We start from the raw sequence: 23200 nt of genomic DNA, 5'->3' as shown, positions 1-23200 counted from the left end.
GTAGGGCGGGGTTCTCCCCGCCAAGACCCGGCCAAGCCGAGAACCCTTCCGGTGCCGGATGCCGATCCTAGATCGAGAAGCTGGTGCCGCAGCCGCAGGAGCTGCTGGCGTTGGGGTTTTCCACCACGAAGCGGGCGCCGATCAGCTCGTCGGTGAAGTCGATCACCGCGTTCTGCAGGAAGGGCAGCGAGACCGGATCGACCAGCACCTTCTGCCCGTCCTTCTCCAGCACCATGTCGTCGGCGGCCGGCTCGTCCAGCCTTATGTCGTATTGGAACCCCGAGCAGCCGCCGCCCGAAACGCCCACCCGCAGCGGGCGGGCATCGCCGGTCAGGTCGGCGATCTCGGCCAGCCGGGCGAAGGCGCGGTCGGTGACGCGGGGGGGAAGTGTCAGTTCCATGGCTGTTCCCGTGGGCTTTCCTGCATTCTGCCCATATATGGAGAAAGACGCAAACGACAAGCGCCCCCGGATCGCACCCGGCAGCGGCGCGTGCCCTGAGGACCCGACCGATGCTCGCCCCCTTCGCCTGCCAGCCCTCCGCCTCGCGCGGGCGGCTCTTCCCCGAGGGCATGTCCTCGTTCCGCAGCCCGTTCCAGCGCGACCGCGACCGGATCATCCATTCCTCGGCCTTCCGGCGGCTGAAGCACAAGACCCAGGTCTTCGTCGAGCATGAGGGCGATTACTACCGCACCCGGCTGACGCATTCGATCGAGGTGGCGCAGGTGGCGCGCACCATCGCCGGGGTGCTGGGGCTGAACACCGACCTGGCCGAGGCGGTGGCGCTGGCCCACGACCTCGGCCACACCCCCTTCGGCCACACCGGCGAGGATGCGCTGGCCCGGCTGATGGCGCCCTATGGCGGCTTCGACCACAATGCACAGGCGTTGCGGATCGTGACGCGGCTGGAACGGCATTATGCCGATTTCGACGGGCTGAACCTGACCTGGGAAACGCTGGAAGGCATCGCCAAGCACAACGGCCCGGTCATCGGCCCCAATGCGGACGCCAAGCACGCCCACGACCCGGACGACCTGCCCTATGCCCTGGCCGAGGTGAATGCGGCCTGGGATCTGGAGCTGGACACCCATGCCAGCGCCGAGGCGCAGGTGGCCGCCATCGCCGACGACGTGGCCTATTCCCACCACGACCTGCACGACGGCTTGCGCTCGGGCCTCTTCACCGAGGAGGACCTGATGGAACTGCCGGTCTCCGGCCCCGCCTTCGAGGAGGTCGACCGGCTCTATCCCGGGCTGGAGAAGATGCGGCGGCGGCACGAGGCCTTGCGGCGGGTGTTCGGCCGGATGGTCGAGGACGTGATCGCGGTGGCGCAGAACCGGCTGGCGGCGGCGCAGCCGCAGTCGGTGGACGACATCCGCCAGATGGGGACGACGATCATCCGCTTCTCCAAGCCGCTGTATCAGGAGCTGAAGGCGGTGCGCAGTTTCCTGTTCCACCGCATGTATCGCGCCCCCACGGTGATGGAGGTGCGGGCGCAGGTGACGCGGGTGGTGGACGACCTGTTCCCGCTGTTCCTGAAGGAGCCGGGCCTGCTGCCGCAGGAATGGCGCGCCGATGTCGAGGCGGCGGCGGACGAGACGCAACTGGCGCGGGTCGTGGCGGATTACGTCGCCGGGATGACCGATCGCTTCGCCATCCAGGAACATGCCAGGCTGATGGGCGTGGAGCCGGTGGTGCGGGCGGGGTAGCGATTTTTCGGCGAAAAATCGGAGGCTTCGCAGCGCCGGCACGCCTTCTTGCTCGGCTTCCCTGGCGAAGGCCGTCGCCTTCGCCATAGCGCAACCTGTCAACCCTCCCGGCCGGGCCCCCAAGGCCCGGCCAGCGCCCGCCCGCCCCTCGGCGGGCGCTTCTCGCCCGCCCGGGCGGGCGCTGGCCTCTCCCGGTTTCGTGCTGCCACAGTCTCCGGTCGAACCCTCGCGCACGGGCGGGGCGAGGCAGTGCCTCGCCTGATCCCGCCCGGCCACAGGTCCCGGATCGGCCTGTTGCGGTAAACTGTAGGCTTCTCAGCGCGGTCGCACCGCCGCGAACACCCAGACCAGCGCCAGCCCGGCGGAGGCGATGGCGTTCCAGCCGGCCATGGAGATTCCCATCAGCGACCAGGGGATCGCGTCGCAGCGCACCGGCGGGGCGGTGGCGAGGCTGGGGTCCAGCAGTTCGGCGCCGGAGAGGCCGGAGATCGAGCCTTGGGTGCAGGAAGAGACGAACTCCCACCAGCCCTGCTCCACCCCCGCGTGGAAGAGGCCGATCCCCGCCGTCGCCAGCGCCGCCAGCGCGCCCAGCCAGGCAAGCCACCGCCAGCCGGTCGCCAGCGCCAGCCCGAGGATCAGCACCGCCGCCGCATGGGGCCAGCGCTGCCAGAGGCACAGCTGGCAGGGCGCCATGCCGCCGATATACTGGAAGCCGAAGGCCCCGGCCAGCAGCGCCGCCGAGCCGAGGCCCGCCAGCGTCATCGCCCGTGTCGCGGTGTCAGCCATGTCGCCCATCCTTCGCCGTTGCGGCGCGACCATAGCGCCGGGTCCCGGCAGGCGGAAGACACGCCATGGTGAAAGCTCCCCCTTCCGGGGCGGCGGGCAAGGGGCTAGGCTTTCCCCATCCGGGCCGCGGCCCAAAGTCACCAACGCTGTCGAGAAAGGGTGCCGGGATGGAATGGAAGGGTCGCCGCCAGAGCCGCAACATCGAGGACCGCCGCCAGATGGGCGGGCGGATGGGCGGGCGCACCGCCTCGGTCGGCGGGGCAGGGGCCATCGTCGTGGTCCTGCTGGCGCTGTTCCTGGGGGTGGACCCCAGCCAGCTGCTCGGCCCCGGCGGGATGGAGGGCGGGCAGGAGGGCCCGGTGGAGCTGACCGAGGCCGACCGCCAGGCCGGCGAATTCGTCGCCGTCACCCTGGCCGATACCGAGGAGATCTGGACCGCGGTGTTCCGCGACCAGCTGAACCGGACCTACAAGCCCACCACGCTGGTGCTGTTCAAGGACCACACTCCCTCGGCCTGCGGCGGCGCGTCCGAGGCGACGGGGCCGTTCTACTGCCCGGCGGACAAGAAGGTCTATCTCGACACCGCCTTCTTCACCACGCTGTCGCAGCGGCTGGGGGCGAACGGCGATTTCGCCGCCGCCTATGTGGTGGCGCATGAGGTGGGCCATCATGTGCAGGACGAACTCGGCATCCTCGGCAAGGCCAACCAGATCCGCCAGCAGGTGAGCGAGGCGGAATCGAACGAGATCTCGGTGCGGATCGAACTGCAGGCGGATTGCCTGTCGGGCATCTGGGCGCGGGCGGCGGCGCAGGAGCTGGGCACGATCGAGCCGGGCGACCTGGAAGAGGCGGTGGCGGCGGCGCGCCAGATCGGCGACGACACGCTGCAACGGAACGCCGGCCGGCGGCCGATGCCGCATACCTTCACCCACGGCACCTCGGAGCAGCGGTCGCGCTGGTTCGTGACCGGGCTGCAATCCGGCCGCATCGCCGATTGCGACACCTTCTCGACGGACGATCTGTAGGGCGGGAGCCGCGCCGCCGCTCTGCCGGTGTCCTGGCGAAGGCGCGTGCCTTCGCCATGGCGCAACGGCTGCACCTTGTCCCGGCCGGGCCTCAATGGCCCGGCCAGCGCCCGCCCGCCCCTCGGCGGGCGCTTCTCGCCCGCCCGGTCGGGCGCTGGCCTTCCGGGGTCTCGTGCCGACAGGTCTCCGGTTGACATGTCGCGCACGGGCGGGGGCGAGGCAGTGCCTCGCCTTTTCCCGCCCGGAGAAAAGTCGCGGGATCAGCGGGTAATTGGGAGGATCAAACTCTGGCAAGGAGTTCGCCAGAAAGTGGTGCCCGAGGAGAGATTCGAACTCTCATGCCTTGCGGCGACGGATTTTGAATCCGCTGCGTCTACCGTTCCGCCACTCGGGCCACGCCGCGCGGTGTATCCGCCGCTGCTCCGGCCGTCAATCGGGCGCTGCGGCCCATCACTCGCGCTCAACATCCCGAATCGCGGCCCCGGACAGCCCTGTCCAGCCGGCGAAACCCCGGTGTGATTCGGCACCCGTTAACCCTGACCGTCGGCCGGCAGGCGCCGATGCCGGAAATTCCGCGCGATTGGTTCCGGATTCCGAACAGGCGGGCAGCGCTCGGCCGCAATCCTGCCGCGATTGCGGGCGAGGGTTAACGGATCGGGGCAGGGCTGCCCAAGTTTCAGGATGGTGAACATTCCCGGCCGGGCGCTGGCCCGAACCGGCCGAAATCGGCCGGTTTGCCGCGGTTCGCCGCCGATGCCCCGCCGGATCGATGCCGGACCGGAAACAATCCCCTCCACAACCCTGCGGCGAACCCCGCGGCGTCCCCCACCCGGCGGTTTCACTTTGACAGAAATTTGCCGTTTTTCCCTTTGCGCCAAGGTGAACGGAAGGTATCAGGAAAGGGTCTGCTGAAGACGTATGGGCCGTGGGGGCGGTCGTATGTTGGTGACGCGCCGCGAGGCGCGGATACAGTGACGAGAGTGCTGCCGCTGCCGGATCACCGGCGAACGCCATGCTGGCGAATGGCCTTTTCTGGCCTGGGCATCCCCCTCCTCACATCACCTGCTCGATCGGTCCGCATGGAACCTGCGCAAGCGGGCTTCGTGGCGTCTTCCTTCCGGCCTTGGGGCCGGGACGGGATGTAACGGGGTGTGGCGGCGACGCCAAAGGATCGAGGGAACAAGAGATGCCGGTTTTCGCGCTTTACAATTTCGACGACAACACCACGGTTGTCGATGATGCGCCGATCAACGGGATCCAGAACGGGATCTACCTGAATGGCGCTTCCGCTGTCGGGGGCGACCTCGTCCTCGACGGTGTCAACGACTTCGCCAAGATCTACCCCGCGTCGCAGTTCCAGATGGATCGCGGCACTCTGGAGATCAACTTCCGCCCCACCGACGGCGACATGGACGGCCCGCAGACCGTGCTGTCCCGCGACAGCACGGGCGAGAACCAGGGCAGCTACCGGGTCGAGGTCTTCCCCGACGGCTCGGTCCAGATCACGCACGAGACCGAGGGCGGCTCCACCACCTTCTCGACCGGGCCGGACTTCTACCAGCCGGGCGACACCATCAACCTCAGCTATTCCTGGGACGAGGGCGGCGCGGGCGGCCAACTGGCGATCGAGAACCAGACCTCCGGCGCCGACTACAGCGCCGACGTGCCGCCCGGACTGACCATGGACATGGCCGACCAGAGCCAGCCTTGGATCGTCGGCGCCGGTCAGGCCAATTCCGACCCCGACATGCTGAACAACATCGGCGACAACTTCCTGGGCACGGTCGATTTCTTCTCGCTGTCGGACACGGTGGACAACATCGTCCCCGACGAGGACCCGGTCGCCAACCCGGACACCGCCGAGACCCCGGAAGACACCCCGGTGGTGATCGACGTCCTCGGCAACGACACCGACCCGAACGGCGATCCGCTGGCCATCGACGGCACCCCGACCGCCGACCACGGCACGGTGACGGTGAACCCGGACGGCACCCTCACCTATACGCCGGACGGCAACTACCACGGGCCGGACACCATCACCTATGTGGTGACGGACCCGGACGGCAACACCGCCACCTCGACCGTCACGGTGAACGTGACCCCGGTGAACGACGCGCCGGACGCCAATGACGACACCGCGACCACCACGGTCAACGTGCCGGTGGTGATCCCGGTGCTGGCGAACGACACCGATGTCGACGGCGACACGCTGGCGGTGGTCGGCACGCCCACCTCGGCCGACGGCACCGTCACGGTCAACCCGGACGGCACCCTGACCTTCACCCCTGCGGCCGGCTTCACCGGCACCGCCACCATCGACTACGAGATCTCGGACGGCAACGGCGGCACCGACACGGCGCAGGTCGTGGTCACCGTCGGCAGCGGCGGCCCGGGCCGCGACGGCATCGTCCGCGGCACCGAGGGTGGCGATCTGATCGACACCGGCTACGTCGACCCGTTCGACGGCGACCGCATCGACGCCAACGATGCGATCATCGGCGGCGACGGGCCGAACGACGACCGCGTGGTGGCCGGCGGCGGCAACGACACCATCGTCTCGGGCCAGGGCAACGACACCGTCTTCGGCGGCGACGGCGACGACGTGATCGACACCACCGGCGGCGGCGGCCTTCCGCTGCCCGACATCGACTATCCCGGCGTCTACCCGGCCGATGCCGATCCGAACAACGACCGCGACCTGGTCTTCGGCGGCACCGGCAACGACACCATCCGCACCGGCGACGATGCCGACACCATCCACGGCGGCGACGGCAACGACCTGGTCGATGCCGGCATCGACGCCGACCTGGTCTTCGGCGGCGACGGGGACGACACCCTGGTCGGCAGCGAGGGCAGCGACACCATCCACGGCGGCACCGGCGACGACCTGATCTACGGCGGCCTGAACGACGTGATCGGCGACGCGCTGGACATCCCCGACGAGGCCGGCGACCTGCGGCCCGACAACAACCGCGACCTGATGTTCGGCGGCGAGGGCAACGACACCATCTACGGCCGCGACGACGACGACACCCTCTACGGCGACGAGGGCGACGACTACCTCGACGGCGGCGTGGACGAGGACTCGCTGTTCGGCGGCGCCGGCAACGACACGCTGGTCGGCGGCCAGGGCAGCGACACCATGACCGGCGGCGACGACCGCGACGTCTTCATCGTCGGCAGCGGCGCCGACGGCAGCGGCGACGTGATCGACGGCAGCGAGGGCGGCGACGACTACGACACGCTGGACCTCTCCGGCGCCGGCCCGCTGCGGATCGACTACGACCCGACCAACCCCGAGAACGGCGTTGTCCATTTCCTCGACGACGACGGCAACGAGACCGGGACGCTGACCTTCGTCAACATCGAGAACGTCATCCCCTGCTTCACCCCCGGCACCCTGATCGCCACCCCGCGCGGCGAGATGCCGGTGGAAAGCCTGCGGCCGGGCGACAAGGTGGTGACCCGCGACAACGGCATCCAGGAAATCCGCTGGGTGGGCGAGAAGGCGCTGACGGGGCAGGAACTGCGGCTGAACAGCCACCTGCAGCCGGTCTTCATCAAGCGCGGCGCGCTCGGCAACGGGTTGCCGGAGCAGGACATGATGGTCTCGCCCAACCACCGGCTGCTGGTGGCGAACGACCGGACCCAGCTCTACTTCGACGAGCACGAGGTGCTGGTGGCGGCGAAGCACCTGGCCGGCACCCAGGGCGTCCATGCGGTCGAGGCGATCGGCGTGACCTATATCCACTTCATGTTCGACCGGCACGAGGTGGTGCTGTCGAACGGCGCCTGGACCGAAAGCTTCCAGCCCGGCGATTACACGCTGAAAGGGTTGGGCAACGCCCAGAGGAGCGAGATCTTCGAGCTTTTCCCCGAGTTGAAGAGCGACAAGGGGATCGAGGATTACCAGGCCGCCCGCCGCACGCTGAAGCGGCACGAGGCGCGGCTTCTGGTCAAGTAACGGGTTATGCAGCGCGGACCGGGTCCGCCTGCAAGGCACTCCGGTCGCAAGGGAAAGGGCCTCCGTCTCGGGGGCCCTTTTCATTTGCGCCGCCCCGCCCCGCCCGGCGGCATGAAATGCCGTGCATTCGACATAATTCCGCGCGGGGCCGCCACGGTCGCCCCGCGGTTTCGCCGCAATGCAAGCTTAACCCTTCGATCCGATAAACCGCGCTGGAGGAGGAGATTCCGCCAGGGCGGTCGTGGCTGGTGCGCCGCTTCCCCTGCGGCGGAAGCGGATCGACGGAAGGGTAACGAATGGCCATCGCGAACGAGTTGACGATCGACACCAATGCCTCTGCCATGCAGATGGCGGAAACCATCTTCGGCGACGGCATCCAGATCGTCTCGGCCAGCTACACCGGCGCGGCCGGGGCGGCGGGGGTCTACAGCGGCGCGCTTTCCACCATCCCCGGCGTCACCGACAGCGACAGCGGCGTGATCCTGTCCACCGGCCGCGCGGCCGACTTCACCAACAGTTCCGGCACCACCAACACCAACATAAACCAGGGCACCGGCACCGACACCGCCGGCATCGACGGCGACCCCGCTATGAACGCGGTCGCGGGCCAGCAGACCTTCGACGCCGCCATCTTCGAGGCCAGCTTCATCCCCGAAGGCGACTATCTGACGATGCGCTTCGTCTTCACCTCGGAAGAATATCCCGAATACGTCAATTCCAACGTCAACGACAGTTTCGGCGTCTGGGTGAACGGGGAATTCGTCGAGGCCACCGTCACCGCCAGCGGCAACATCGCCATCGACAACGTCAACGCCGCCTCGAACCAGAACCTCTACCGCGACAACGGCGCCGACCAGTTCAACACCGAGATGGACGGGCTGACCTATGTGCTGTCCTTCAAGGCGCCGGTGAATGCGGGTGAGGTCAACACCATCAAGATCGGCATCGCCGACGGCGGCGATGCGGTCTATGATTCCAACGTGCTGATCTCGGGCGACAGCATCCAGACCATCGCGCTGGCCTTCGACGACGAGGTGCAGCTGACCGCCAATTCCACCCGCCTGGTCGAGGTGCTGGCCAACGACCGCGACCTGACCGGCACCGGCCTGACCATCACCGAGATCATGGGCCAGGACGTGGCGCCCGGCCAGACCGTGACCCTGGCCACCGGCGAGCAGGTGACGCTGAACCCCGACGGCACGCTGACCATCACCGCCGACGGCGACATCGGCTCCAACGTGGTGACCTATACCATCCTGGACGGGGCGGGGAACGTCGACACCGGCTATCTGACCATCACCACCGCCGCCCCGGGGCCGGATTATGTGGTCCAGGGCACCGCCGCGGGCGATGTGATCGACGGCGCCTATACCGGCGATCCCGACGGCGACAGGGTGGACCATGCCGACAACCAGACCGGCGGCGAGGCCGACCTGATCTTCGGCTATAGCGGCAACGACACCATCCATGCCGGGCAGGGCGACGACACCGTCTACGGCGGCACCGGCGACGACAGCTTCGTCACCGGCGAAGGCGAGGGCGAGGACGCGCTGCACGGCGGGGCCGGCACGGATTCGCTGGTCTTCACCGGCGAGACGGGGGTGGAGGTGCAATTCACCGGCGACGGCGCGGGCGATTACGGCTTCGTCTCGGGCGACGGCGGCGGCACCTTCACCGGCATGGAGACGGTCACCCTGACCGGCGGGGACGACCATCTGGACGCCACCGCCACCGAAGGCGGGGTGCAGGTCTCCGGCGGCGATGGCGACGACACGCTGGCCGGCGGGGCCGGCAACGACCGGATCGAGGGCGACGAGGGCAACGACGACCTGTCGGGCAACGGAGGGTCCGATACGCTGATCGGCGGCGCGGGCGACGACACCATCGGCGGCGGCGCCGAATACACCGTCTGGCAGGAATATGCCGAGATCACCGGCCTGACCCAGACCCTGACCGGCAGCAACGGCAACGCCGACTTCGACCACAGCGTCGCCACCACCGGCGCCTCGGTCGACAGCTGGACCGTCGCGCTGGAGGGCGGCGGCGAGATGACCGGCTACCATGTCGGCAACGGCAGCAACGCCAACGAGACCCACACCCACAGCTTCGGGCAGGAGGTCGCGGGGGCGGTGCTGGTGATCGCTGCCATCGACCCCTCCGAGACGCTGGTGATCTGGCTGGACGGCGTGGCCATCGACCTGAACGACGCCATCGCCGCCGGGCTGGTCGAGTTCACCCCGGGCAGCACCGGCTTCGTCATCGACGGCAGCGGCGCGCTGGCCGCCACCCAGCCGCCGGTCGCCGAGCCCGATCCCGCCACGCTGACCATTCTGCAACCCTTCACCACCCTGTCGGTGCAGAACCTTTCGTCCACCGGCATGGGCAACGGCACGATCTATTCGCTGCTGGTCGACACCAACCCGGCCGATGCCTATCTCGCCGACGACGACAGCATCGACGGCGGCCTGGGCGATGATGTCATCTTCGGCGGCATCGGCGCCGACAGCATCACCGGCGGCGCGGGCAACGACCAGATCGACGCGGGCTTCGGCGACGACAGCGCCAGCGGCGATGCGGGCGACGATGATCTCTTCGGCAATTCGGGCAACGACAGCCTGTCGGGCGGCGAAGGCCACGACACCATCGACGGCGGCGACGATCAGGACCTGATCCAGGGCGACGCCGGCGACGACAGCCTGCTGGGCGGCGGCAGCGAGGACACGCTTTACGGCGGGGCCGGGGCCGACACGCTGGACGGCGGCGAGGGCGACGACAGCCTGATCGACCTGGACGGCGCGACGCTGGCCGAGGGCGGCGCGGGCAACGACAGCATCACCACCGGCGACGGCGACGACACGCTGTCGGGCGGCGACGGCGACGACCTGATCGAGGCGGGCGGCGGCGACGACAGCCTCGACGGCGGGCTGGGGCAGGACACGATTCTCGGCGGGGCGGGCAACGACACGCTTCACGGCGGCGAGGACCTGCAGACCCCCAACTGGATGCCGCCCGAGTTCGCCCTGGTCACCGGCGCCTCCGGCACCGTCGCCGGCACCGGCGGCAACCCCGATTTCGGCCATGCCGCCAGTTCCGACCAGGGCGCGCTGACCGGGGAGACCGGCACCTTCGCGCTGGCGGACGGCGGGACCGAGCTTGCCGCCGGCTATCGGGTGGGCGGCGGCGACACCCCGCACGAGACCCATACCCATGTCTTCTCGGCCGATGTCGGCAGCGTCCAGCTGCGGCTCACCGGGCTGAACACCGCCGAGACCCTGGTGATCTGGGTGGACGGCCAGCCGCTGGACCTGAACCAGGCGATGGCCTTGGGGCTGGTGGAATTCGCCTCCGGCACCACCTCCTACTACATCGACGCCGATGGCCACCTGGCCGCCGGTGCCGATGCGCCGGGACCGTTCCAGCCCGCGGTGCTGGTGATCCACGGCCCGATGACCTCGGTCTCGGTCGAGAACCTCTCCTCCGATTCCGGCGGCGTCTTCTACGAACTCTCCGTCGACACCACCCCGGCCTGGGAGGTGATCCCCGACGATGCCGACAGCCTGTCGGGCGGCGCGGGCGACGACCTGATCGCCGGCGGCTCGGGCGACGACACGCTTGCGGGCGACGCCGGCAACGACACGCTGGACGGCGGCGACGGCGCGGATGTGCTGTCCGGCGGCGGCGACCGCGACCTGATCCACGGCGGCGGCGGCGACGTGGTGGACGGCGGCGAGGAGGGCGACGACCACGACACGCTGGTGGTGAACGATGTCGCCTCTTTCGTCTATGGCGGCGGCAACAACGAATCCGGCACCGTCACCTTCAACGACGGCTCCACCCTGACCTTCCAGAACATCGAGGTGCTGGTGGTCGATGGCGTCAGCCACGGCACCGGCGACGGCGTGGTCCAGGGCACCGCCGGCGCCGACACCATGCTGCCGGGCTATACCGACGCCAATGGCGACGTGATCGACGGCTCCGACGGGCCGGACGACGTGATCGAGGCGGGCGACGGCGCCGACAGCGTCCAGGCCGGCGACGGCGACGACACCGTCCGCGGCGGCAGCGGCAACGACACCCTGCACGGCGGCGCCGGGGCCAACCTGCTGGAAGGCGGCGACGACCGCGACGTGATCCACGCCACCGGCACCGACACGGTGGACGGCGGCGAGGGCGGCGACGATTTCGACATCCTGGTGGTCGACGGCATCGACAGCATCGCCTATGGCGAGGACGGCGAAAGCGGCGTGGTCACCCGCAGCGACGGCAGCACCGTCGCCTTCACCGGGATCGAGCAGATCCAGCTGGCGGGCGCCACCCCGGACGGGCTGATCTGGGGCACCGGCGGCGGCGACCTGATCGGCGCCGGCTATATCGACGCCAACGGCGACGTGATCGACAACAACGACGCCATCCTGTCCAATCCCGGCTCGGACGACGACGAGATCTATGCCCTCGGCGGCAACGACGCCATCCATGCGCTGGAGGGCGACGACCGCGCCTATGGCGGCACCGGCAACGACCTGATCGAGACCGGCGCGGGCAACGACTACGCCCAGGGCGACGAGGACGACGACACGCTTTACGGCGGCGAGGGCGACGATTTCCTGCGCGGCGATGCCGGCAACGACTTCGTCTACGGCGGCGCAGGAGACGACTCGGTCTATGGCGGCGCCGGCAATGACGAGGTCTACGGCGGCGACGGCCACGACCATGTCTACGGCGGTTATGGCGACGACACCGTCTATGGCGGCGGGGGCAACGACACCGTCACCGGATCGGGCGAGAACGACCTGGTCTACGGCGGCGACGGCGACGACTTCATCCAGGGCTCGAACGGCGCCGATACCCTGATCGGCGGCGCGGGCGCCGACACCATGCTGGGCGAGGAGGATGCCGACACCTTCTACGGTGGCGCCGGCGATTATGTCGACGGCTACGAAAGCACCACCACCGGCGAGGACGACGACACCCTCTATGTCGAGGATGTCGCCTCGGTCAGTCTCGACCCCGGCAACCCGGAGAACGGCACCGTCTTCTTCAACGACGGCGGCACGCTGGAATTCTACAACATCGAGAACCTCTACGTCGACGGCGTGCTCTACGGCCAGCAGCCGGACCATGTGGTCGAGGGCGGCGCGGGCGACGATGTCATCGACGCCGGCTACACCGGCGACCCGGAGGGCGACCGGGTGGATGCGGGCGACGCCGCCGACGGCAGCGACGACGACCTGATCCTTGCCGAGGGCGGCAACGACCTGGTGGAGGCCGGGGCGGGTGACGACATCGTCTACGGCGGCACCGGCAACGACACCCTGATCGGCGGCGGCGGGGCCGACACGCTGGAGGGCGGCGACGACCGCGACCTGTTCCTCGGCGGCATCGGCGACGTGATCGACGGCGGCGAGGGCGGCGACGATTACGACACGCTGGACCTGACCGGCCTCGGCGATGTCAACGTCATCTACGACTCGGCCAACCCCGAGAACGGCACCGTCGAATTCCTCGACGGCAGCGGCGCGGTGGTGGGCACGCTGTCGTTCTCGAACATCGAGAATGTCATCGTGCCCTGCTTCACCCCCGGCACGCTGATCGCCACCGACCGCGGCGAGGTCCGGGTCGAGAAGCTGCGCGAGGGCGACCGGGTGCTGACCCGCGACAGCGGCTATCAGGAAATTCGCTGGATCGGCCGCCGCGACCTTTCCGCCGACGAGCTGGCCGCCGCGCCGCAGCTGAACCCGGTGCGCATCCGCAAGGGCGCGCTCGGCCTCAACTTGCCGGAACGCGACCTGGTGGTCTCGCCGCAGCACCGGATGCTGATCACCGGCAGCCGCGCGGAACTGCTGTTCGGCGAGCAGGAGGTGCTGGTCGCCGCCACCCACCTGGCCGGCCGCCCCGGCATCGCGCAGGAGGATGCGGCGGATGGGGTGGGCTACATCCATCTCCTCTTCGACCGGCATGAGATCGTGCGGGCGAACGGTGCCTGGTCGGAAAGCTACCAGCCCGGCGCGCTGACGCTGGCGGGGATGGAGGATGACCTGCGCCGCGAACTGCTGACGCTGTTCCCCGACCTGAAGCTGGGCCTCTTGTTCCCCGCCGCAAGGCTGAGCCTGAAGAAGCACGAAGCGCTGCTGCTGACCGCGGCCTGACGCCACGTCTTCGCCACGATCCTGCCGCCGCAGCCCGGAATCCGGGCTGCGGTTTGTTTACCGATCCGAAACAAGCCCCAATCATGCCCCGATGCTGCCATGTCGGGCGACTAATCCCGGGTCATCGCAAAGTTTTCCGCGAAGGCTCGCAATGGTATCGGAACTGCCGAGAATCGCCCTGGGAGGGACCCGTCTCCCGCCTCCGGCCCCGCCGCGCCGCGCGGAAGCGGAGGGCTGAGCCATGGCGACGACTTTCAACTGGATCTTTCTCGGAACCGGGCCTGCCATCGACCCGACCGAGGGCAATTCCAACGCCGAGAACGCCTCGGCCCTGGTGGGGAACACCTACGGGTCCTCCGGCGACCCGCTTTACGGGCACATCGCCAGCGCGACGATGATCAACCGGAGCGGCACCGCCGATCTGGACATGAACAACAGCGCGTTTCTGCCCGACCAGTTCACCTCGGGCGGCACCACCTACACCTTCGACGCGCTGACCGCCTATCACGCGACGATCACCTATGCCGACGGCACCACCGCCACGGTGACGGCGGTGATCGCGCAATCCACCACCGGCGAGTTGTTCCTCGCCCCCGAGATGACGGCGAATGCCGACACCGCGGCCTTCGAGGCCAAGCCGATCCTCTCGATCACCCTGACCGGGGTGGAGACCTCGACCAACACCAACTTCGCCGCCGACCGCCAGCCCACCGGCTGGGACGACGGCTGGGTCGAGGGCACCAGCGGCAACAACCTGATCAACGCCTCCTATGTCGAGCCGGTGGCCAACGGCTCGGACCGGATCGACAACAACGACGGCATCAACCCCTCAGGCCTGAACGACGACAGCATCCGCGCCGGCGCGGGCAACGACACGGTTCAGGCGGGCCTCGGCAACGACCTCGTCTACGGCGGCACCGGCAACGACAGCCTGCTGGGCGAGGCCGGGCACGACACCCTTTATGGCGAGGACGGCAACGACCGGCTGTTCGGCGGTGCCGGCAACGACCTGCTTTACGGCGGGGCCGCGCAGGACAGCCTGGAGGGCGGCGACGGCGACGACACGCTTTACGGCGATGCCGGCAACGACACCCTGACGGGCGGCGCCGGGGCCGACAGCCTGGACGGCGGTATCGGCAACGACCAGCTTGCCGGCGGGACGGGCAACGACACGCTTCTCGGCGTCGACGGCGCCGACAGTCTGGACGGCGGCGCCGACGACGATGCGCTCTACGGCGGTGCGGGCATCGACACCCTGACGGGCGGCGACGGCAACGACCTGCTGGACGGCGGGACGGAGAACGACCAGCTTATCGGCGGGGCGGGCGACGATACCCTTCTCGGCGGCGACGGCGCGGACAGTCTGGACGGCGGCATCGGCAACGACGCGCTTTACGGCGGCGCCGGGATCGACACGCTGACGGGCGGCGACGGCAACGACCTGCTGGATGGCGGAACGGAGAACGACCTGCTCTACGGCGGGGCGGGCAACGACATCCTCTACGGCGCCGACGGCGCCGACTCGCTCTTCTTCGGCGATGGCGACGATACCGTCTACGGCGGGGCGGGCGACGACACCATCGACGACATCACCGGCAGCCTGCTGTCCGGCAACGATCTGGTCTACGGCGGCCTCGGCAACGACACCGTCTGGTCCGGCCTCGGCAACGACGTGCTGCACGGCGACGAGGGCAACGACCGGCTTTACGGCGAGGATGGCGACGACACCCTCTACGGCGGCGCCGGCGACGACAGCCTGGACGGCGGCACCGGCGACGACGTGCTGTATGGCGGCACCGGCACCGACACGCTTTACGGCGGGGCCGGGCGGGATGCGCTGACCGGCGGCGGCAACAGCCTGGTCTACGGCGGCGCCGACCAGGACACCATCTACGGCGGCCTCGGCGATACCGTCGACGGCGGCAGCACCGGCACCGACCAGGACGTGCTGGACCTGTCCGACTGGGGCTGGGCGCTGACCAACATCTACCGCGACCCGCTGAACCCCGAGAACGGCTATGTCGAGTTCCTCGACGGCATGGGCGCGGTGATCGGCACGCTGCAGTTCACCGACATCGAGACGATCATCCCCTGCTTCACCCCCGGCACCCGCATCCTGACCGAGCGGGGCGAGCGGCGGGTGGAGGCCCTGCGCGTCGGCGATCTGGTCGCCACCCGCGACGGCGGGATGCAGCGCGTCGCCTGGGTGGGCCGCAAGCGGCTGAGCCTCGCGCATCTGGTGGTGAACCCGGCGCTGAGGCCGGTGCTGATCCCGGCCGGCGCCTTCGGCCCGGGCCTGCCCGCCCGCGACATGCGGGTCTCGCCGCAGCACCGCCTGCTGCTGGAGGGCCCGCGCGCCGAGATGCTGTTCGGCGAGCCCGAGGTGCTGGTCGCCGCCCTCCACCTCTGCGGCCGCATGGGCATAAGGCAGGAGCTGAGCCCCGGCATCGACTATATCCATGTCATGTTCGAGCAGCATCAGATCCTGTGCTCGGACGGCATCTGGAGCGAGAGCTTCCAGCCCGCCAGCCGGATGGTCGGCGGCATGGACCGGGCGCAGCAGGCCGAGATCCTGGCGCTTTTCCCCGAGCTGGAGCAAACCGCCGTCGCCTTCCCGGCGGCGCGGATGGTGCTGAAGGCGCATGAGGCGCGGGTGCTGCTAGCCGCCTGAGCCTTCCCCGGCCCGGAAGGCGGCCCAGTCCTCCGGCGTGTCGATGTCCAGCAGGGCATGGTCGCCGGGCAGGGCGATGGTCCGCAGCCGGGCGCGGTTGGCTGCCAGCACGGAGCGGGCGCCCCGGTCGCCGGTCAGCGCCATGAGCGCCGGGAACAGGTCGGCGGGGAAGAGCACCGGGTGGCCCTCCCGTCCCTGTTCATCGGCCCCGCGCAGGATCGTGTCCGGCGCCCCGGCCCATCGGTCCAGCATCCGCGCCATGTCCTCGGCGGTGATCCCCGGCATGTCGGCCGGCAGGATCATTGCCCCCGGCGCATCCGGGGGCAGGGCGGCGATCCCGGCCCGCAGGCTGGCCGCCATCCCCTCCGCCGCGTCCTCCGCGATGATGCTCCGCAGCGCCAGACCGGCCAGCGCCGCGGCCCGTGCGGGCCGGTCCGGCGGCAGCACCACGAGGACCGGCGCGCCGGTGGCGAGGGCGCGTTCCGCCATCAGCCGCAAGAGCGGCCGGCCCGCCACCGGCTCCAGCAGCTTGTCCCGCCCGCCCATCCGGGCGGAGGCTCCGGCGGCGAGGATCAGGATCGAGGCGGAAGACACTGATTTTCGGCGAAAATCAGTCGCGCATCCGGCCGCCGTCGTCCCAGATCGGCGCCAGGTGGACGGTGGCCTTGCGGCGTTCGCCCAGGATCTCGATCTCGCACTCCAGCCCGTCCTTCACGGCCTCCGCCGGCAGGAAGCCCTGCGCCACCGACTTGCCGGTCCAATGGCTGAAGCCGCCCGAGGTGCAGAAGCCGACCACCGCGCCGTCCAGCCAGATCGGCTCCCAGGCCACCACGTCGGCATCCTTGGCGTCGACCACGAAGGAGACCAGCCGCCGCTTCGGCCCGCTGGCCTTCTCTGCCACCGCGGCGGCCTTGCCGATCCAGTCGGCGGCCTTGTTCCAGGCGACGAAGCGGTCGAGGCCGGTTTCCATCGGGGTGTAGTCCGGGCTGAACTCGCGGCCCCAGCTGCCGAACCACTTGTCCAGCCGCAGCGACATCATGGCCCGCATCCCGAAGGCGCGCAGGCCCATGTCCTTGCCGGCCTCGTTCAGCACCTTCCACAGGTGCTGCACGCTCATCGCATCGCAGAAGATCTCGTAGCCCAGGTCGGCGGTGTAGCTGACGCGCTGGACGATGCAATTGGCCATGCCGACGGTCAGCCGCTTCACGTCCATGAAGCGGAACGCCTGTGCCGAGACATCCGACCGGGTGACCTTCGCCAGCAGGTCGCGCGCGCCGGGGCCGGCGATGGTGAAGCCGGTGCGGCTGTCGGAGATGTTCTCGACCGTCACCCCCGGGCCTGCGTTCTGCTCGAACCAGCGCATGTGCCAGCCTTGGGCGCCGTAGCTGGCGGTCAGCTGGAATTCGGTCTCGCTGAGGCAGGAGACGGTGAAATCGCCGATGATCTTGCCGGAATGCGCCAGCATCGGGGTCAGCGACAGCCGCCCGGGCTTGGGGATGCGGCCGGCCATGATCCGGTCCAGCCAGGCGCGGGCGCCGATCCCCTTGACCAGATACTTGCCGAAGTTCTGCAATTCGTTGATGCCGACGCCCTCGCGCAGCGCCCGCACCTCCTGTTTCGTCGCCTCCCAGGCGTTGGAGCGCTTGAAGGTCGGCGCCTCGTGCCGCGGCTCGCCGGGCAGGGCGAAGTAGTTCACCACCTCCAGCCCGTATTGCTGGCCCCAGACCGCGCCCATGGCGTCGAAGGTGTCATACATCGGCGTCTGCCGGAACGGCCGGGCGGCGGGGCGTTCCTCGTTCGGGTAGCTGACCGAGAAGCGCATCTGGTAGTTCTCGATCACCTTCGGCACGGTATAGCCCGGGCTGGTCCAGGTGCCGAAGCGCGACACGTCGAAGCCGCGGGGATCGCGCTCGACCTCGCCCTCGACCATCCATTGCGCCAGCGCGAGGCCCATGCCGCCGCCTTGGGAGAAGCCCGCCATCACCGCGCAGGCCGACCAGTAGTTGCGCAGGCCCTGGACCGGGCCGACCAGCGGGTTGCCGTCGGGGGCGAAGGTGAAGGGGCCGTGGATCACCCGCTTGACGCCGGAGCGTTCCAGCACCGGGAAGCGGCGGTAGGCGAAATTCACCGAATCCTCGATCTTGTCGAACTGCTCGTTCAGCAGCTCATGGCCGAAGTCCCAGGGGGTGCCGTCCACGCTCCACGGCTCGCAGGGCTTCTCGTAGAAGCCGATGCAGAGGCCGCGGCCTTCCTGCCGCAGGTAGGACTCGCCGCCGGGGTCCATCACATGGGGGAATTCGCGGCCGGATTTCAGGATCTCCATGATTTCCGGGATGTCGTCGGTGACCAGATACTGGTGCGCCATCGGCAGCAGGGGCAGGTAGACCCCCGCCATCGCCCCGATCTCGCGCGCCCAGAGGCCGCCGGCGTTGACCAGATGCTCGCAGGTCACGGTGCCCTTCTCGGTGACGACCTCCCAGCCGTCTTTGGTGGGCCGCGTCTCCAGCACCCGGTTGTGCAGCACGATCTCGGCCCCGCCCATCCGCGCGGCCTTGGCATAGGCATGGGTGGTGCCCGAGGGGTCGAGGTGGCCGTCCAGCGGGTCGTAGAGCCCGCCGATGATGCCCTCCAGATTGACCAGCCCGTCGGTCAGCTTGCGGATTTCCTCGGGCCCGACGATCTCGGTGTCCAGCCCCATGTAGCGGTGCTTGGCCCGTTCGGCGACCAGTTGGTCGAAACGCGCCTGGTTGTCGGCCAGCGTCACCCCGCCGACGTGGTGGAGGCCGCAGGACATGCCGGTGATCTCTTCCAGCTCTTTATACAGCCGGATGGTGTAGCCCTGCAGGGCGGCCATGTTGGTGTCGCCGTTCAGGGTGTGGAAGCCGCCCGCCGCGTGCCAGGTGGAGCCCGAGGTCAGCTCGGACCTTTCGATCAGCATCACGTCCGACCAGCCGAGCTTGGTTAGGTGATAGAGGACCGAGCAACCGACGACGCCGCCGCCGATCACCACCACACGCGCATGGCTTTTCATTCCGGGAACTCCCTGCATTCCGTTTTCGGCACCATGGCGGGACGGGGCAGGGAAGGCATGAAGATTTGCGACAGGAAATGTCGGGGATGTGTTGCGGATTTCATCTTGGTCCCCCCGGGGGTGATATGCAGCAGCGGAAGACTCGCGGCTTGGCCGGGGCGGGAACAGGCGAGGCACTGCCTCGCCCCCGCCCGTGCGCGGCGGATCAAACAGAGACGGTAGTGGCACATAACGCCGAGAGGCCAGCGCCCGCCCGGGCGGGCGAGAAGCGCCCGCCGAGGGGCGGGCGGGCGCTGGCCGGGCCTTTGAGGCCCGGCCGGTCCCAATTGAAACGGTGCGCTATGGCGAAGGCACGCGCCTTCGCCAAGACGACCGTGGAAGCCGGGCGCTCACTTCTCCGGGATCAGCCCCTTCGGCGCGAAGCGCATCACCAGGAGCAGCACCACCCCCAGCGTCATCAGCCGGGTATGGGCCGAGAACTCCTTCAGGTCGTCCTCGGTGACCCCGAAGGGCAGGACCGATGTGACATGGCGCAGGATGCTGGGCCCGAGCGACTCCGCCGCCAGGTAGAGCCAGCCGATCAGCAGCCCGCCGAGGACCGAGCCCCAGTTGTTGCCCGAGCCGCCGACGATCACCATCACCCAGATCAGGAAGGTGAAGCGCAGCGGCACATAGCTGCCCGGGGTCAGCTGCCCGTCCATCGAGGTCATCATCGCCCCCGCCAGCCCCACCACGGCCGAGCCGATGATGAAGATCTGCAAGTGGCGGTATTTCACGTCCTTGCCCATGGCGGCGGCCGAGACCTCGTTGTCGCGGATGGCGCGGACGGTGCGGCCCCAGGGGCTGTTCAGCGCCCGCTCGGTCAGCCAGATCAGCAGAACCAGCACCGCGCCGAAGAGGGCGGCGTAGAGCAGCTTGACGAAGATGGTCGAGGTTGCAACCGGGTCCAGGCCCATGGCCGCCACCGGCTCCAGGAAGGCGGGGTTGACCTGCAGGTCGATCTCCTTCGGCACCGGCCAGGGGCGGGGCAGGTCGATCAGGTTCTTGACGCCGCGGTCCAGCCAGTCCTCGTTGCGCATCAGCGCGACGATGATCTCGGCGATGCCGAGGGTGGCGATGGCCAGGTAGTCCTCGCGCAGGCCGAGGGCGATCTTGCCGATCACCCAGGCCGCAGCGGCGGCGAGAAGCGCGCCCACCGGCCAGGCCCAGAGGGAGTTCAGCCCCAGCCCGCCGATATGGCCGGCCTGGGCGGGGTTGTTCGCTTCCACCGCCAGCACGGCGGGGTCGAGGAGGCCGCGGTAGATGAAGAAGGCCACCAGCAGGAACAGCGCCAGCGCCAGCGCGCGGGCGGCGCCCGGCTTCAGCCGGCGGTAGAGCCAGACCGCCAGCGCGATGGCCAGCGCGGCGAAGGCCAGCGCGGCGGCGATGCGCGGGCCGCCCGCCGCCCATCCCTCGGGCACCGGCTTGCCGGAGACCAGCACCACCGCCAGCCCGCCGAGCGCGACCGAGCCGACGATGCCGGTGGAGAACAGGCCGGCATAGCCCCACTGGATGTTCACCCCAACCGCCATGATGGCGGACAAGAGCGCCAGGTTCAGGATGTTCAGGCTGAGGTTCCAGCTTTGCAGCGCCCCGGTCAGCAGGAACAGCAGGCCGACCCCGGCGAAGAGGAACACGTTGCGGTGCAGGGTCATGTCTTCGCTCCGTAGATGCCGGTGGGCTTGAACAAGAGGACGATGATCAGGATGACGAAGCTGACCGCCACCTTGTAGTCGGTCGAGAGCGCCTGGTAGAGCCCGTCGCCCAGCCAGCTTTCGGGCAGGACGTAGCCGGCGATCTTGCGCCAGGCATAGGTGACGATCAGCTCCGAGAAGGCGATGACATAGCCGCCGACGATGGCGCCCAGCGGGCTGCCGAGGCCGCCGACGATGGCGGCGGCGAAGATCGGCAGCAACAGGCCGAAGTAGACGAAGACGCGGAAGCTCTTGTCCAGGCCGTAGAGCGTGCCGGCGATGGTCGCCAGCGCCGCGGTGATGATCCAGGTCACCGCCACCACCTTGTCGGGGTTGATGCCGGACAGGAGCGCCAGATCCTCGTTGTCGGAATAGGCCCGCATCGACTTGCCGGTGCGGGTCTTCTGCAGGAACCAGAACAGGAGCGCCACGCAGATCACCGCCACCACCACCGAGACCAGGGCGGTGGTCTTGATCGCCAGGGGCTCGGTCAGCCCGGTCCAGGCCTTGAAGTCCTGCGGGTTCAGCGCCATCCGCGCGCCGTCGGCGAAGATCTTCTCCGAGGTGCCGATGATCATTCGCACCAGCCCGTTCATCACGAACATCACCCCGGCCGAGACGATGACCAGCACGATCGGCTTGGCCTTCTGCCGGCGGTAGAAGCGGTAGACCACCCGGTCGGTGGCCAGCACCAGGGCGGCGGTGATCGCGATGGCGAAGGGCAGCGCCAGAAGGGCGGTCGGCAGCGGGCCGAAGCCGATCCCCATCGACTGGAACCACCAGGTGATCAGGATGGCGAAGGCGGTGCCGAAGGCCATGGTGTCGCCATGGGCGAAGTTGGAGAACCGCAGCACGCCGAAGACCAACGTCACCCCGAGCGCGCCGAGCGCCAACTGGCTGCCGTAGGCCAGCCCGGGGACGAGGATGAAATTGGCGAAGGCGGTGAGGGCGTTCAGGAAATCCATCAGCCATTCCTCGGCGTGCAGGTGCCGGTTCCGGCGGTGACAAGGATCGGCTCCATCCCGAACTCGTGCGAGCTGGTCAGGAAGCGGCCGTCGGGGGCCAGCGTCAGCACCCCGATCGAGCCGCCGCCCGGTGCCTCGGCAAGGAAGGTGTCGCCCCGTTCGTGCCGGGCGAGCAGCCTCAGCTCCATCTGGACCTCGCCGACACCCAGCCGGCCCGAGGCGCGGTCGGCGGCCAGTTCCAGCCGCATCGCCGCCGCTTCGGCCAGATCGGCGCAGCCGTCGCCGGTCATGCAATGGTGCTGCATCAGGCAGTCGAGGCTTTCGGCCGCCAGCGGGGCAGGGGCCGCCAGAAGCAGCGCCGCAAGCCCGGTTCGCAATCCCTGCCTCATCTCAGCCCCCCAGGAACGACTTGCGGACGTCGGGGTCGGCCAGAAGCGCCTTGCCGGTGTCGGTGTAGCGGTTGGCGCCCTGCACCAGGACATAGCCCTTGTGGGCGATCTCCAGCGCCTGGCGGGCGTTCTGTTCCACCATCAGGATGGAGATGCCGGTGCGGGCGATCTCGATGATGCGGTCGAACAGCTCGTCCATCACGATGGGCGAGACGCCGGCGGTGGGTTCGTCCAGCATCAGCACCTTCGGCCGGGTCATCAGCGCGCGGCCCACGGCGACCTGCTGCCGCTGGCCGCCCGAAAGCTGGCCCGCCGGCTGGTGGCGCTTTTCCCGCAGGATGGGGAAGAGGCCGTAGACCTGCTCCATCGTCTCGGCGACCTGGCCGTCCTCGCGGATGAAGGCGCCCATCTCCAGGTTCTCCTCGACCGTCATCGAGGTGAAGATGTTCGAGGTCTGCGGCACGAAGCCCATGCCCTTGCGCACCCGGGCCTGCGGGGTCAGGCCGGTGATGTCCTCGCCCGCCAGCCGCACCGTGCCCTGGCGCAGGGTCAGCATCCCGAACACCGCCTTCATCGCGGTGGACTTGCCGGCGCCGTTCGGGCCGACGATCACCGCGATCTCGCCCGGTTCCACCGCGATGGTGCAGGAATGCAGGATGTCGACCGGGCCGTAGCCGCCGGTCATGTTCTCGCCGATCAGGAAGGGCTCAGCCATGACGCGCCTCCGCTGCGGCGGTCACGGATTTTCGCCGAAAATCCGGGTTTCGAGTTTTCGGCGAAAAC

At 69.1% G+C, this 23200-nt stretch carries 13 protein-coding genes and 1 tRNA gene; 5 read left to right on the top strand and 9 right to left on the bottom strand.

Annotated features, from left to right (window positions below):
• Nucleotides 1-67: 67 nt before the first annotated feature.
• Nucleotides 68-394: an iron-sulfur cluster assembly accessory protein gene (locus G5B31_RS14110; protein ID WP_165018962.1), complete on the bottom strand. Its 327-nt coding sequence runs from the start codon at nucleotides 392-394 to the stop codon at nucleotides 68-70.
• 116 nt (nucleotides 395-510) lie between these two features.
• On the opposite strand from G5B31_RS14110, the gene G5B31_RS14105 reads away from it, so the two are divergent.
• Nucleotides 511-1707, top strand: coding sequence for a deoxyguanosinetriphosphate triphosphohydrolase (locus tag G5B31_RS14105; protein ID WP_165018761.1), 1197 nt, complete (start codon nucleotides 511-513; stop codon nucleotides 1705-1707).
• 315 nt (nucleotides 1708-2022) lie between these two features.
• Here the strand turns inward: G5B31_RS14105 and G5B31_RS14100 are convergent, their stop codons facing one another.
• Nucleotides 2023-2493, bottom strand: coding sequence for a disulfide bond formation protein B (locus G5B31_RS14100; RefSeq protein ID WP_240904421.1), 471 nt, complete (start codon nucleotides 2491-2493; stop codon nucleotides 2023-2025).
• A 167-nt stretch (nucleotides 2494-2660) separates the two neighbouring features.
• On the opposite strand from G5B31_RS14100, the gene G5B31_RS14095 reads away from it, so the two are divergent.
• The gene (locus G5B31_RS14095; protein WP_165018759.1) at nucleotides 2661-3518 is read left to right on the top strand and encodes a neutral zinc metallopeptidase; all 858 of its coding nucleotides are present in this window, start codon (nucleotides 2661-2663) and stop codon (nucleotides 3516-3518) included.
• 310 nt (nucleotides 3519-3828) lie between these two features.
• On the opposite strand, the gene G5B31_RS14090 is transcribed toward G5B31_RS14095, so the two are convergent.
• Nucleotides 3829-3912 (bottom strand) — tRNA-Leu (locus G5B31_RS14090).
• A gap of 792 nt (nucleotides 3913-4704) precedes the next feature.
• Between G5B31_RS14090 and G5B31_RS14085 the strand changes: the two genes are divergently transcribed.
• The 3 genes from G5B31_RS14085 to G5B31_RS21395 all read left to right on the top strand — a co-directional run bounded on the left by G5B31_RS14085 (nucleotide 4705) and on the right by G5B31_RS21395 (nucleotide 16299).
• Complete coding sequence (locus tag G5B31_RS14085; protein WP_165018757.1) at nucleotides 4705-7482, top strand: Hint domain-containing protein; 2778 nt, start codon at nucleotides 4705-4707, stop codon at nucleotides 7480-7482.
• 296 nt (nucleotides 7483-7778) lie between these two features.
• A complete protein-coding gene (locus tag G5B31_RS14080) occupies nucleotides 7779-13628 on the top strand; it encodes a Hint domain-containing protein (RefSeq protein ID WP_165018755.1) in 5850 nt (1949 codons plus the stop codon).
• Between the two features lie 241 nt (nucleotides 13629-13869).
• On the top strand, nucleotides 13870-16299 hold the full coding sequence (locus tag G5B31_RS21395) for a Hint domain-containing protein (protein WP_165018753.1): 2430 nt from the start codon (nucleotides 13870-13872) through the stop codon (nucleotides 16297-16299).
• Here the strand turns inward: G5B31_RS21395 and G5B31_RS14070 are convergent.
• The 6 genes from G5B31_RS14070 to G5B31_RS14045 form a co-directional block, all read right to left on the bottom strand.
• Nucleotides 16288-16893 (bottom strand): nucleotidyltransferase family protein, encoded by a 606-nt coding sequence (locus G5B31_RS14070; RefSeq protein WP_165018751.1) that lies wholly within the window; start codon nucleotides 16891-16893, stop codon nucleotides 16288-16290. The two genes, G5B31_RS21395 and G5B31_RS14070, sit on opposite strands and share 12 nt — an antisense overlap.
• 16 nt (nucleotides 16894-16909) lie before the next feature.
• Nucleotides 16910-19330: an FAD-dependent oxidoreductase gene (locus tag G5B31_RS14065; RefSeq protein WP_165018749.1), complete on the bottom strand. Its 2421-nt coding sequence runs from the start codon at nucleotides 19328-19330 to the stop codon at nucleotides 16910-16912.
• A gap of 389 nt (nucleotides 19331-19719) precedes the next feature.
• Nucleotides 19720-21024: a branched-chain amino acid ABC transporter permease gene (locus tag G5B31_RS14060; RefSeq protein WP_205911944.1), complete on the bottom strand. Its 1305-nt coding sequence runs from the start codon at nucleotides 21022-21024 to the stop codon at nucleotides 19720-19722.
• Complete coding sequence (locus G5B31_RS14055; RefSeq protein WP_165018747.1) at nucleotides 21021-22028, bottom strand: branched-chain amino acid ABC transporter permease; 1008 nt, start codon at nucleotides 22026-22028, stop codon at nucleotides 21021-21023. The genes G5B31_RS14060 and G5B31_RS14055 overlap by 4 nt, the downstream gene beginning before the upstream one ends.
• Complete coding sequence (locus G5B31_RS14050; RefSeq protein WP_165018745.1) at nucleotides 22028-22405, bottom strand: hypothetical protein; 378 nt, start codon at nucleotides 22403-22405, stop codon at nucleotides 22028-22030. Before G5B31_RS14050 ends, G5B31_RS14055 begins: the two co-directional genes overlap by 1 nt.
• A gap of 13 nt (nucleotides 22406-22418) precedes the next feature.
• Nucleotides 22419-23132 carry an ABC transporter ATP-binding protein gene (locus tag G5B31_RS14045; RefSeq protein WP_165018743.1) on the bottom strand — a complete coding sequence of 238 codons (714 nt, stop codon included), beginning with the start codon at nucleotides 23130-23132 and terminating at the stop codon, nucleotides 22419-22421.
• Nucleotides 23133-23200 lie beyond the last annotated feature (68 nt).

Origin of the sequence: Rhodobacter sp. SGA-6-6, from assembly GCF_011043545.1 — a bacterium.
Lineage (GTDB): Bacteria > Pseudomonadota > Alphaproteobacteria > Rhodobacterales > Rhodobacteraceae > Pseudogemmobacter.
The sequence above is the reverse complement of the archived record's forward strand: the minus strand, read 5'-3'. Positions and strand labels throughout refer to the sequence as shown.